Origin of the sequence: Shigella sp. FC1544 (genome assembly GCF_001722145.1) — a bacterium.
Taxonomy (GTDB): domain Bacteria; phylum Pseudomonadota; class Gammaproteobacteria; order Enterobacterales; family Enterobacteriaceae; genus Escherichia; species Escherichia coli.
Map to the genome: position 1 here is coordinate 1 of NZ_MECT01000035.1, position 11,555 is coordinate 11,555.

Annotated in this window: 15 protein-coding genes and 2 pseudogenes; 5 read left to right on the forward strand and 12 right to left on the reverse strand. The window is 49.0% G+C overall.

Annotated elements, in window-relative coordinates; all coding sequences use genetic code 11:
• Window positions 1-244, reverse strand: a 244-nt coding sequence (locus BGK49_RS02970; protein ID WP_000567704.1) for a transposase, incomplete at its 3' end; no start/stop codon positions are given.
• 290 nt (window positions 245-534) lie between these two features.
• On the opposite strand from BGK49_RS02970, the gene ppsR reads away from it, so the two are divergent.
• The 3 genes from ppsR (at window position 535) to hemP (ending at window position 2,894) form a co-directional block, all read left to right on the forward strand.
• Window positions 535-1,368: a posphoenolpyruvate synthetase regulatory kinase/phosphorylase PpsR gene (ppsR, locus tag BGK49_RS02975; protein WP_000368051.1), complete on the forward strand. Its 834-nt coding sequence runs from the start codon at window positions 535-537 to the stop codon at window positions 1,366-1,368.
• 156 nt (window positions 1,369-1,524) lie between these two features.
• A complete protein-coding gene (aroH, locus tag BGK49_RS02980) occupies window positions 1,525-2,571 on the forward strand; it encodes a 3-deoxy-7-phosphoheptulonate synthase AroH (RefSeq protein ID WP_001082226.1) in 1,047 nt (348 codons plus the stop codon).
• Window positions 2,572-2,702: 131 nt separating this feature from the next.
• Entirely contained in the window at window positions 2,703-2,894 is a 192-nt protein-coding gene (hemP, locus tag BGK49_RS02985; protein ID WP_001270810.1) for a hemin uptake protein HemP, read from the forward strand.
• A 3-nt stretch (window positions 2,895-2,897) separates the two neighbouring features.
• On the opposite strand, the gene selO is transcribed toward hemP, so the two are convergent.
• The 10 genes and pseudogenes from selO to BGK49_RS03035 all read right to left on the reverse strand — a co-directional run bounded on the left by selO (window position 2,898) and on the right by BGK49_RS03035 (window position 10,584).
• The gene (selO, locus tag BGK49_RS02990) at window positions 2,898-4,334 is read right to left on the reverse strand and encodes a protein adenylyltransferase SelO (RefSeq protein WP_000175699.1); all 1,437 of its coding nucleotides are present in this window, start codon (window positions 4,332-4,334) and stop codon (window positions 2,898-2,900) included.
• Between the two features lie 62 nt (window positions 4,335-4,396).
• Window positions 4,397-5,110: an anti-FlhDC factor gene (gene ydiV / locus BGK49_RS02995; protein ID WP_001300634.1), complete on the reverse strand. Its 714-nt coding sequence runs from the start codon at window positions 5,108-5,110 to the stop codon at window positions 4,397-4,399.
• Between the two features lie 246 nt (window positions 5,111-5,356).
• The gene (locus tag BGK49_RS03000; RefSeq protein ID WP_001209786.1) at window positions 5,357-5,821 is read right to left on the reverse strand and encodes an NlpC/P60 family protein; all 465 of its coding nucleotides are present in this window, start codon (window positions 5,819-5,821) and stop codon (window positions 5,357-5,359) included.
• Between the two features lie 77 nt (window positions 5,822-5,898).
• A complete protein-coding gene (btuD, locus tag BGK49_RS03005; protein WP_000029458.1) occupies window positions 5,899-6,648 on the reverse strand; it encodes a vitamin B12 ABC transporter ATP-binding protein BtuD in 750 nt (249 codons plus the stop codon).
• Complete coding sequence (gene btuE, locus BGK49_RS03010; RefSeq protein WP_001154172.1) at window positions 6,648-7,199, reverse strand: bifunctional thioredoxin/glutathione peroxidase; 552 nt, start codon at window positions 7,197-7,199, stop codon at window positions 6,648-6,650. The genes btuD and btuE overlap by 1 nt, the downstream gene beginning before the upstream one ends.
• 61 nt (window positions 7,200-7,260) lie before the next feature.
• Window positions 7,261-8,240: pseudogene (gene btuC, locus BGK49_RS03015) on the reverse strand (vitamin B12 ABC transporter permease BtuC).
• 206 nt (window positions 8,241-8,446) lie between these two features.
• On the reverse strand, window positions 8,447-8,884 hold the full coding sequence (locus tag BGK49_RS03020) for a hypothetical protein (RefSeq protein WP_000829983.1): 438 nt from the start codon (window positions 8,882-8,884) through the stop codon (window positions 8,447-8,449).
• The gene (locus BGK49_RS03025) at window positions 8,884-9,246 is read right to left on the reverse strand and encodes a hypothetical protein (RefSeq protein ID WP_000668483.1); all 363 of its coding nucleotides are present in this window, start codon (window positions 9,244-9,246) and stop codon (window positions 8,884-8,886) included. Before BGK49_RS03025 ends, BGK49_RS03020 begins: the two co-directional genes overlap by 1 nt.
• 2 nt (window positions 9,247-9,248) lie before the next feature.
• Entirely contained in the window at window positions 9,249-10,226 is a 978-nt protein-coding gene (locus BGK49_RS03030) for a phage integrase (protein WP_420894184.1), read from the reverse strand.
• Between the two features lie 49 nt (window positions 10,227-10,275).
• Window positions 10,276-10,584 carry a helix-turn-helix domain-containing protein gene (locus tag BGK49_RS03035; RefSeq protein WP_000904672.1) on the reverse strand — a complete coding sequence of 103 codons (309 nt, stop codon included), beginning with the start codon at window positions 10,582-10,584 and terminating at the stop codon, window positions 10,276-10,278.
• A gap of 96 nt (window positions 10,585-10,680) precedes the next feature.
• Between BGK49_RS03035 and BGK49_RS03040 the strand changes: the two genes are divergently transcribed.
• Window positions 10,681-10,959, forward strand: coding sequence for a hypothetical protein (locus BGK49_RS03040; protein ID WP_001151410.1), 279 nt, complete (start codon window positions 10,681-10,683; stop codon window positions 10,957-10,959).
• A 14-nt stretch (window positions 10,960-10,973) separates the two neighbouring features.
• A pseudogene (locus BGK49_RS25130) lies at window positions 10,974-11,075 on the forward strand (DUF4761 family protein); the annotation flags it as partial.
• Window positions 11,076-11,215: 140 nt separating this feature from the next.
• Here BGK49_RS25130 and BGK49_RS03045 read toward each other — a convergent pair.
• Window positions 11,216-11,555, reverse strand: a 340-nt coding sequence (locus BGK49_RS03045) for an integrase core domain-containing protein (protein WP_032232706.1), incomplete at its 5' end; no start/stop codon positions are given.

The window sequence follows — 11,555 nt, forward strand, 5'->3', positions numbered from 1 at the left end:
CTTTAATCTGCTTCATGGCGGCAGCAAGTTCAGAGGCAGGAACAACCTGTTCTCCGGCGGCCACAGCAGTAAGACTTCCTTCCTGGTATTGCTTACGCCAGAGAAATAACTGGCTGGCTGCTACACCATGTTGCCGGGCAACGAGGGAGACCGTCATCCCCGGTTCAAAGCTCTGCTGAACAATTGCGATCTTTTCCTGTGTGGTACGCCGTCTGCGTTTCTCCGGCCCTAAGACATCAATCATCTGTACTCCAATGACTAGTCTAAAAACTAGTATTAAGACTATCACTTATTTAAGTGATACTGGTTGTCTGGAGATTCAGGGGGCCAGTCTACCAGCGTTGCGCAAACCTGCTCTATTCGACAATTTCCACATAAACCATCGGTATAAACGAAACCATAAAAATGAAATGCTGTTTTCATAAAAAATAAAATTGAAGGTTCATTTTATAAACCAGACATTACCTCCTACGCTTCTGTGCGTTTTTAATTTATGCTTTCATAGAATTATGTCTGCATCACGGGAAGAACAAAATGGATAATGCTGTTGATCGCCACGTTTTTTATATTTCTGATGGTACGGCAATAACTGCGGAGGTATTAGGACACGCAGTAATGTCACAATTTCCCGTCACTATCAGCAGCATTACGCTGCCGTTTGTCGAAAATGAGAGCCGTGCACGGGCAGTGAAGGATCAGATTGACGCAATTTATCACCAGACAGGTGTGCGCCCGCTGGTCTTCTACTCCATCGTGTTGCCGGAGATTCGCGCCATCATCTTGCAAAGTGAAGGCTTTTGCCAGGATATCGTTCAGGCGCTGGTTGCCCCGCTACAACAAGAGATGAAACTGGATCCAACGCCGATTGCTCATCGTACCCATGGCCTTAACCCTAATAATCTCAATAAATATGATGCGCGCATTGCGGCGATTGATTACACCCTTGCCCACGATGACGGCATTTCGTTGCGCAATCTGGATCAGGCTCAGGTGATCCTGCTCGGTGTTTCTCGCTGTGGTAAAACCCCCACCAGTCTGTATCTGGCAATGCAATTTGGTATCCGCACGGCAAACTACCCCTTTATTGCCGACGATATGGATAATCTGGTGCTACCCGCGTCGCTCAAACCACTTCAGCATAAATTGTTCGGCCTGACTATCGACCCGGAACGTCTGGCGGCGATTCGCGAGGAACGTCGGGAGAACAGTCGCTATGCCTCGCTTCGTCAGTGCAGAATGGAAGTCGCGGAAGTGGAAGCCTTGTACCGTAAAAATCAGATCCCGTGGATTAACAGTACCAATTATTCGGTAGAAGAGATTGCCACCAAGATCCTCGATATCATGGGCCTTAGTCGCCGAATGTACTAGAGAACTAGTGCGTTGGTTTGTTTTTTTGTTACCATGCTAACCACCCGGCGAGGTGTGACACACCTCGCACTTGAAATCAGCTGCGATTGGTTTATCGTGATGCGCATCACTTCCCGGTAGTCCTGCCGTAGAAGCAACAAATTTCTGAGACTTGTAATGAACAGAACTGACGAACTCCGTACTGCGCGTATTGAGAGCCTGGTAACGCCCGCCGAACTCGCGCTACGGTATCCCGTAACGCCTGGCGTCGCCACCCATGTCACCGACTCCCGCCGCAGAATTGAAAAAATACTGAATGGTGAAGATAAGCGACTGTTGGTCATTATTGGCCCCTGCTCGATCCACGATCTCACCGCTGCAATGGAGTACGCCACCCGTCTGCAGTCGCTGCGCAACCAGTACCAGTCACGGCTGGAAATCGTAATGCGCACCTATTTTGAAAAACCACGAACTGTTGTCGGCTGGAAAGGGCTAATCTCCGATCCGGATTTAAACGGCAGCTATCGGGTAAATCACGGTCTGGAGCTGGCGCGCAAATTACTTTTACAGGTAAATGAGCTGGGTGTCCCTACCGCGACTGAGTTTCTCGATATGGTGACCGGTCAGTTTATTGCTGATTTAATCAGTTGGGGCGCGATTGGCGCTCGTACTACCGAAAGTCAGATCCACCGCGAAATGGCTTCAGCACTCTCCTGTCCGGTAGGTTTTAAAAATGGTACCGATGGCAACACGCGGATTGCCGTGGATGCTATCCGCGCAGCCCGCGCCAGCCATATGTTCCTCTCGCCAGACAAAAATGGTCAGATGACCATCTATCAGACCAGCGGCAACCCGTATGGCCACATTATTATGCGTGGCGGCAAAAAACCGAATTATCATGCCGATGATATCGCCGCAGCCTGCGATACGCTGCACGAGTTTGATTTACCTGAACATCTGGTGGTGGATTTCAGCCACGGTAACTGCCAGAAGCAGCACCGTCGCCAGTTAGAAGTTTGTGAGGATATTTGTCAGCAAATCCGCAATGGCTCTACGGCGATTGCTGGAATTATGGCGGAAAGTTTCCTGCGCGAAGGAACGCAAAAAATCGTCGGCGGTCAGCCGCTCACTTACGGTCAATCCATTACCGACCCGTGTCTGGGCTGGGAAGATACCGAACGCCTGGTCGAAAAACTCGCCTCTGCGGTAGATACCCGCTTCTGAATGCGTGCCCATTCCTGATGGGATGGGCATTTCTGCGCAACTTGTTGTCTTCTCAACACATTACTGCTTGCTCTGGCCTGCCATAATATTGATAATAAGAATCATTGTTATATCAATTATTATTAATTTTTATGCGTTATACGGATAGCAGAAAACTCACGCCTGAAACGGATGCCAATCACAAGACCGCTTCCCCGCAGCCCATCCGGCGAATTACCAGCCAGACACTGTTAGGTCCGGATGGCAAACTGATTATCGATCATGACGGGCAAGAATATCTGCTCCGTAAAACTCAGGCTGGCAAGCTGCTGTTAACTAAGTAGCCTTTAACTCGAGCAGCTGACTTCCAGCCGTTTACCCCAGTCAGGTGGACGACTGACATAGTCATCATCTCTGTCGCTGAAAGGATTTCGCAGCGCCTCATGCAGGCGGTGCAATTCCATCATATCACCCTTTTCTGCCGCTTCAATCGCCCGTTGCGCCAACCAGTTGCGCAATACCAGAGCTGGGTTAACGCTTTGCATCAGTTGCTGACGCTCACTATCGCTAACCTCGTCTTGTTGCAAACGCCCCCGATAACGGGCAAACCAGTCATCAAATGCCGCACGATCAATAAACTCATCACGTAGCGGTGACGCCGCGCTGTGCTGCTCGGTCAGACTCAGCATGCGGAATGTGCGGGTATAATCGCTGCGCTCTCGCGCCATCAGACTGAATAATTCATTCAGTAGCGCGTTATCCTCTTTTTGCTCCGTCATGAAGCCCAGTTTCTGCCGCATCCGTTGTCCATAATGCGTCAACAAAACCTGCTGATAGCTGTCCAGGGCCTCATTCAGGGCATCTACGGCAACAAATGGTGACAATGTCTGCGCCAGACGCTGTAAATTCCACAACGCGACAGCAGGTTGATTATCAAAGCTATAACGCCCTTGATGATCCGAGTGATTACAAATAAAACCGGGTTCGTAATCATCAAGAAAACCAAACGGCCCGTAATCAAGCGTCAGTCCCAGCAGCGACATGTTGTCGGTATTCATCACCCCATGTGCAAAGCCGACCGTCTGCCATTGGGCAATTAACGACGCGGTACGTGCGACAACATCGCTAAACCAGAGACGGTATTTGTCCTCATCATCTTCAAGATGTGACCAGTAATGACGAATAGCAAAGTCAGCTAACTGACGAACCTTTTCCGACTCGCGGCGGTAGTAAAAATGTTCGAAATGACCAAAGCGCAGATGACTTGGTGCCACACGCATCAGCATCGCGCCTAGCTCCGCCGTTTCCCGATACACTGGCGAATCGCTGGTGACGATACTTAACGCGCGGGTCGTCGGAATGCCCAGATAATGCATCGCCTCACTGGCGAGACTTTCTCGTATCGTCGAACGTAAAACCGCCCGTCCATCACCCATTCGCGAATAAGGCGTCAGGCCAGCACCTTTCAGATGCCAGTCCATTGTAGTGCCATCAGCAAGCAGTTGTTCGCCGAGTAAAATGCCGCGCCCATCACCCAGTTGGCCCGCCCAGACGCCGAACTGATGACCACTGTAAACCTGCGCCAGTGGTGACATACCAGGCAGTAGGGCTTCGCCGCCCCAGACACCTGCGCCATTTTTAAACAGCGACGATGGAATACTCAGCGTGTTAGCCAGTTCGGTATTATGCCAAATCAGCCGGGCATTATTTAAAGGCGTAGGGGAAAGTGCTGTATAGGTTTCTGGCAATTCATCGCGCCAGCGGGTAACAAAAGACAGGGTCATAGATCCTCCTGTTTGATAGTGTAGACGGTTACTCTCGTCTTAAACACCAGCAAACAGAAGGGTTATCGCTGAACCAACGTCGTTATCTGATTTATGGGAACGGCAGGCCACAGGCATCCCTGGAGAGCATGGAAATCGAAGGGGGTAATCTGTGCCAATATTTCTGCCGTATCAATGCCTCCCGCAATGATGCAATTGCAACAAGGGGAAATTTGCGCCTGGATCGCACGAATAAACGGTTCGAAGGAGCGGTGCGTGATTTGTTGCTGAATAAAACTTTTATCCAGCATGACGCGGGTGAAAAGACCATCAAAAACCGCTTTCATTGTGCTATTGCCTGCTCCCAAATTACCTAACACAAGGGGATACACTTGCGATAAGGATAAAAGACCTCGATTATCTTTTCCTTCATTGAGATGCGGGTAATTCTCATTAATCAACAGTTCAATAAACGGATATTTTAATAGTTCGCCTGCGTAATTATCCCTCTCTAATAATAATGTAGCCACTTGTGGCGTTAAATTAAGCCAGGCAAAGAGTTTATGTTGAATAAAAAAATGTTGGCATGATTTTAGTAATTCCAACTGCTCTGAAAATAATTGCCAATGTTGCTCCTCGGTAAGTTGCGCTATAACCCGACTCGTCGGGATACGCACCGTGCCATCTTCACTGGAGAAATGGGTAATTAACTCAACGCCGACAAGGACTTGCTGGTTATCTCTTATCGGCAGGAAATAGCAATCAGAATGATAAAGATTCTCCAAAAAAATCTTCATGGTAACCGTCCCTCTCGAAGGATGTTTTTCAGTATCCGGCTAAAAGGGATGAGGCCATAAGACATAACAATTACAGAAGGAGTAACTTTCATTTGTTCCATGTTAACCACTTTTTCAGGGGTCCTTTTTTTAGATTATCCTGATTATAAACGAATAATCCATTTACGGAATTTTTGTCTGCAAAATACTACTGTATTCAGGAGTAAATGGACGGCGATGTATCATCGCCGTCCATTTTTCGACATACTAGATTCGTCTCGCCTGCCAGAAATTTTTCTGCCAATAGACATTATCAAGTGAGGAACGCATCACTCCCTTGCTGGTAGAGGCGTGGATAAATTGGTTGTTGGTATCGTAAATACCTACATGCAAACCATTTTGTCCGGACCCCGTTTTGAAAAAGACCAGGTCACCTGGCAGCAACTTGTCTTTATCAATTTGCGTGCCAATAGAGGCTTGTTGTTTGGTTTCACGGGGCAGCTGCAAATCGAAACGATCGCGCATCGTCACAACCACAAATCCCGAACAGTCCACACCGCGCCGCGTCATGCCACCATAACGATACGGCGTGCCATGCCAGCTTTGTAGCTGGTCGTTCAAACCGGCAATAACGGTAATCGAATCAGAAAGTCTGGCATTTGGCGGCGGTGCTTTATGGTGGCTACACCCGGCCAGAAACAGTGCTGTGATCAAAATAAGGCAGAAACGCATTCCGTACGGTTCCTCTGTTTTTTATTCTTGCATTAATTTAGCGTCGTAATTACCCGATTTTCAAGATACTAATGAAATCAGATGGTCAAAATCAGCATTCTGTGACCTTCGATATCCAGACGGCGAAAATTCATCCCATAGGCCTGCGCCAGATTTGGCGGCGTGAGCACCTCTTCTCTGCGTCCACTGGCCAGCATTTTTCCACCTTTTAGCAACCACGCCCGATGCGCATGACGCAACGTGTGGTTGAGATCGTGACTGCTCATCACAATCGCCAGTCCTTGCTGACACAGCGCGCTCAGAATTTTGTCTAACGCACTTTGTTGCGCAACATCACGACTGTTCATCGGCTCATCAAGAAGCAGCAATTGGCCTGCGGGATTGGCTTGTGGTGTGATTTGCAACACCACCGCAGCAAGACGTACGTGTTGCCATTCACCGCCGGAAAGTTGATTGGTGCTACGACCGAGTTTGTCATCAAGAGCCAGCGCCCCTGCGACATCATTCAGTAGTTCGGTACGCGTTTTATCGTGCTGATGCAGTGTCAGGTAGTGCCAGACCGGCATTGCAAACGGCGGCGTCTGCTGTTGTGAAAGATAGGCGCGATGCAGCGCGAGTTTTGTTGCGGACCATGCTTCCAGGGGTTGCCCCGCGAACTGAATGCTTCCCTTACCGCTGGTCATTCCGGCCATTCGTGCAAGCAAGGTACTCTTACCCGCGCCATTCGGCCCCACCAGGTGCAGGATCTCCCCAGCCCGAACCTCGCCAGAAAGTGGCCCCAGGCGGGTAGATTCCGCAACATCCTGTAACTGCATCACAATAGACATTATTTTGCCAACGCCAGTTTAATGCTTTCCATCACAATGGGGTCTTCCGGCGTCATATCCGGGGAAAAACGCTGGATGACCAATCCGTCCCTGCCAACTAAAAATTTCTCAAAATTCCATAAAATATCATCAGGGTACAGCGGTGCACGACCTTTGCTGACCATACGGGCATAGAATCCGCTCTCTTCCGGCGCGACTGCGGTCGGCGCTGCGGCAATCAATTTTTGATACAGCGGATGGCGTCCTTCGCCGTTAACTTCAATCTTACTGAACATCGGGAACGTCACCCCCCATGTGGTGGCACAGTAAGTTTTAATCTCTTCATCGCTGCCCGGTTCTTGTTCCAGAAACTGGTTGCACGGGAATCCCAGCACCACAAAACCTCGATCGGCCCAGGCTTTCTGAATATTCTCCAACTGCTCATATTGCGGCGTTAAGCCACACTTTGAGGCGACATTGACAATCAACAGCACATTACCGGCGTACTTCTCCAGCGTGGTCACTTCACCGTCGATATCTTTCACTACGGTCGTCAGAATGGAATCTTGCATCGTTTCTCCTGGGTGTGGTCAGAAAAATCTTAGCTTTTAATCATAGACCGTCTTTTTGCGGCTAACGTCTTGCTTTTAACAATAACCAGATAAACACCGGCGCACCCAACGTTGCGGTGACCACGCCAATAGGCAGCTCTGGGCAGCTAATGCCAGGCGCGCTACAATATCGGCCAGCAGCAATGCGCTCGCCCCTGCCAGCGCGCAGCCGGGAAGTAATACGCGATGATCGGTTAAACCACACAACCGAAGAATATGTGGGATCACCAGACCAATAAAGCCGATAGCACCCGCCAGCGCCACACTGACGCCAACCATCCAGCCGGTCGCGGCCACCAGCACATTGCGCCAGAACCACAGGGGTAAACCCAGTTGCCGCGCCGAGATCTCGCCAAGTGCTAACATATTCATCGGCCTGGACTGACAACAGATCCACAACAACACGGGGATCAATGCCAGCATCAGCCAGCTTTGCCGCCAGTCTACGCCGCCAAAACCGCCCATCATCCAGTACATCAGCTGACGTAAATCAACAGAGGTGGAAAAGTAGATAGCCCACGTCATTAGTGCGCTACAGATAATCCCTAATGCAACGCCAGCCAGCAATAACCGACTGGTCGAAAGATGACGACGGGCGAAACGTAAGAGTATTAAAGTGATGATAAGCGCGCCAGCAATCGCACACAGCCCTAGCGCCCAGTTGGGGAGTTGCCCTTGCCCAAGCAATACCGCGGCGATAAGCCCCACGCCTGCGCCGTTAGAGACGCCAAGTAGTCCAGGTTCTGCCAGAGGATTTTCAAACAACGCCTGCATTACAGCGCCGGATATAGCCAGCGCCGCACCAACCAGCAATACAGCCAGCGTACGTGGCAGGCGAATTTGCCAGACGAACAGTTCGCCACGAGGAGTAAACCAGTCACCTAGCGAGATCCATTGTTCACCGGCGCAAAGGCTTAAGAGAAGCGCCAGCAGCATCAAAACTGACAGGCATAATAACCAGCGAATATTTTGTCGCTGTTGTTGGCGGGCAAGTGTCAGCATGGTATCCGTTCTGCTGAAGTGTCATGGCGTTGATTTTACGGTGACTCTTCGACAGTGAAAAGAAAAAAGCGCAGAGCGGCCATAAACACAAGTAAAAATCAACAAGTTAGATAATTATCAAAGACTTACAGACACACAAAAACACAGCCAACCACAACAAATAACAGGGATGTGGTCACTTTGTGGATCATATCGCCGCCATAAATTTACTTAATAACAGTAACCACAGCCACAAGCACGGCCATCGCAGACAGGACAATACCTGTGAGTAACCAAGTCTGATTTGCAAATGATTTCTGAAGTTCAGTACGATGCTCAGCCATCTCAACTTTCAGAGACTGGCGTAAATCAGCCATCTCAGACTTCAGGGATTGGCGCGATTCTGCCATCTCAAGCCTCAACCCTTCGCGAATCTCCAGTACATCAGATTTGGTAGCAAAGGATTCGCTTCTTGTGGTGAGAGTAATCAGGTTGTTTTTGATTTCAGTCACATCACTTTCCAGGCAACTGACCCGCCGTTCAAGGTCGTCATTCATGCCATCACCTCCATCATTACCACTTCCTGTTACTTGGTTGTTGGATACATTATAGGCATTCTCTTTCTTTTTTCTGAACCGCGAAATATGTGCAACATTCTCTGCCATCACTTCTCATCACCCTGCTTGCCTACCCAGTTCATAAAGGCCCGGGCCGAGTAACGATGAACAAACCCACATCTGTTACAGGTCAGTCGGAATTCATAGTTATGGATATTTTCCCGATCATGTCCCTCATATCCCGGATACCCAGTAAATGGACCGATGTAATCAAGCATAACAAAAGTGCCTAAATCACACTCCTCAGCAGTTTTCGGCTCAGGCCCCACCTCAACAATATTCGTCAAATACATGTACATATCCGTATCGCCACACGACAAACATTTTTCATTCGTAGACGACTCATTGAGAAAACGCGCAAAATTATCGAGCGTTGCCATTCTTTTAAGTTCATCTAAATGAAACTTCACTCTTAAGCACCTCCTAGTGGATTAAACCTCGCCGCATCCTGCAGGTAATCCGGCGCAAGATGGGCATAAATCATCGTTGTCTGAATCTTTGCGTGCCCCAGAATTTTCTGGAGCGTCAGAATATTGCCGCCGTTCATCATGAAATGACTGGCGAAGGTGTGGTGCAGCGCATGAACAGCCTGGCCGTCAGGAACATCAGGTGCGACCGTTTTGATGACATCGCGAACCAATGAATAATCCAGCGTCGGAAACACCAGTTTCCCGCCCCGTTTTTTGATCTTTTCAAACAGGCTTTCAGAAATAGGAACGGTACGGTTTTTGCTGTTCTTCGTTTTTGAAAAAGTGATTCGACAATGAAGAACACGGCGCTGCTCCAGTGCCGCTACCTCGCCCCATCGCGCCCCGGTCGACAGAAGGATTTCGACAGCCAGTCGTTCATCGGGATTTTCAGCCAGTGCATCCAGCAACTGAACACATTCAGACTTACTCAGATATCCCATTTCGCGCTCGTTAACCTTCATTCCTTTAAGGCCTTGAACGGGGTTATCGTTAAGAAAATGGCCGGATGAGATGAGTGCGGTAAACATCGCGCTTAACGCCCCAATCTCTCGATTTATGGTGCTGGGCTGTATCCCCTGCTCTATCCTGGACACACGTAGCTCGGTGAGCATCGTTGTATTAAGTTTATGCACGCACGGGTCATCCATTGCTTCACTCAAGCGCAGCAATTTAAGGCGCGTGTTATGCCCTGACTTCATTAGCTGGCCGTGGTATTTCCACCACAAGTCAATAAGCACTGACAGTGGACGGCGATCAATAGAGTTTCCTTTCCACTCATTGTTATGCTGTTGCGCCAGCACCCACCGCTCATATAAAACTGCATCCGATTTCGTTTTAAATTTTTTGCGAATGCGTTTGCCTTTACGCCCCTCAGGGCACATGTCAAGAAGATACCCTCCCGGAATTGATTTTATGCTCATTCGTGAAACCCCAGCGTTACAAGACCACCATGCCCCCAGCGTTCTATGATTAGCCGGGCTGTGTACCAGTCTTGCGGGATTTTTGAGAAGACGATGTGTTTTCTGGCCCATCAGGGGAGAGAGAGGGACTGATCTGCCCAGCAGCCTCATTTGTTTTTCCCGTCATAAGCCAATTCATGTACTTAAAAAAGCGAGGGTGATTAACAATCTTGATAAGCACTTCGCCCCCTATGTTTTCAATCCGCCCCGTTTCATAACGACGCAAAGTGCCGATAGGCACATCAATCAGGCCGCAAAATTCTTCGCGCGTTAAATCCTCTGATTCACGAATCACTCTAATTTTTTCACCGATAAGCATTGACAGTGTCCCTATAAGTACACTAAGCTTGCGCACAAGGTGTACTTATAAGTACACCAAGTCACAAACAACCACAGATAGCGCAGGTTATCACACATGGCAAAAGTCCTGAACACACACGAACAGGCAGACTTTGAGCGTTTAGCAGCGTTCTATCCCTACCGCGATGAGCATGGGTTACCAGTACTTGAAGAAAGCCTGAAAGATTACGCAAAGCGTACCAACCAAGCTGTTAACACAGTGAAAAGACAGGCTGACAGAGGTTCAATTCCCATCAACCAAGATGAAAAGAACTCAAGACGCACAGTAAATCTCTTCGCTCTTTTCCTGAAAACAATCAGGAGCGCAGAAAAATACGTGCAGATGACAAAATAACGAGGTGTCATTTTATGCTGAAGCAACGCCGTAATTTTCGTACCGGAACAGAACGCCACGCTAACCGTTTCACTACCAGTGCATCACGCAGCAACATCCGCTACAGCCTGAGTGATGAGGTAGCCTGAGTTTAACGGACACTCCTTCCTGAAATAGAATGGCATCAGAAGGAGCTAATAATGAGCAGAAAAAACCAACGTTACTCTAAAGAGTTTGAACCGCCCCGGGTTTCCTGGAGAGTGTTTTATCTGTGAACTCAGGCTGCCAGATCATCGTTTCCGATGGAAGCATAATAAGCTTTTTCTGCTTCTGCCGGAGGAGTATGGCCCAGCCTTTCCAGCAATCGTCGATTGTTATACCAGTCCACCCACGTGAGTGTGGCCAGTTCCACTTCTGCACGGTTTTTCCAGCTCTTACGGTGTATTACCTCCGCTTTGTAAAGACCATTGATGCTCTCCGCCATCGCGTTGTCATACGAGTCGCCTGTACTTCCTGTTGATGCCAGTAATCCGGCTTCCTTAAGCCGCTGTGTGTAGGCCAGCGATACATACTGAGAACCTTTATCACTGTGATGGACCGTGCCGGACGGTCGACGG

Bases quoted from the DNA above. Each gene is read 5' to 3' on its own strand.
- ppsR (WP_000368051.1), top strand. From the start codon at position 535: ATGGATAATGCTGTTGATCGCCACGTTTTTTATATTTCTGATGGTACG.
- aroH (WP_001082226.1), top strand. From the start codon at position 1,525: ATGAACAGAACTGACGAACTCCGTACTGCGCGTATTGAGAGCCTGGTA.
- hemP (WP_001270810.1), top strand. From the start codon at position 2,703: ATGCGTTATACGGATAGCAGAAAACTCACGCCTGAAACGGATGCCAAT.
- selO (WP_000175699.1), bottom strand. From the start codon at position 4,334: ATGACCCTGTCTTTTGTTACCCGCTGGCGCGATGAATTGCCAGAAACC.
- ydiV (WP_001300634.1), bottom strand. From the start codon at position 5,110: ATGAAGATTTTTTTGGAGAATCTTTATCATTCTGATTGCTATTTCCTG.
- BGK49_RS03000 (WP_001209786.1), bottom strand. From the start codon at position 5,821: ATGCGTTTCTGCCTTATTTTGATCACAGCACTGTTTCTGGCCGGGTGT.
- btuD (WP_000029458.1), bottom strand. From the start codon at position 6,648: ATGTCTATTGTGATGCAGTTACAGGATGTTGCGGAATCTACCCGCCTG.
- btuE (WP_001154172.1), bottom strand. From the start codon at position 7,199: ATGCAAGATTCCATTCTGACGACCGTAGTGAAAGATATCGACGGTGAA.
- BGK49_RS03020 (WP_000829983.1), bottom strand. From the start codon at position 8,884: ATGGCAGAGAATGTTGCACATATTTCGCGGTTCAGAAAAAAGAAAGAG.
- BGK49_RS03030 (WP_420894184.1), bottom strand. From the start codon at position 10,226: ATGAGCATAAAATCAATTCCGGGAGGGTATCTTCTTGACATGTGCCCT.
- BGK49_RS03035 (WP_000904672.1), bottom strand. From the start codon at position 10,584: ATGCTTATCGGTGAAAAAATTAGAGTGATTCGTGAATCAGAGGATTTA.
- BGK49_RS03040 (WP_001151410.1), top strand. From the start codon at position 10,681: ATGGCAAAAGTCCTGAACACACACGAACAGGCAGACTTTGAGCGTTTA.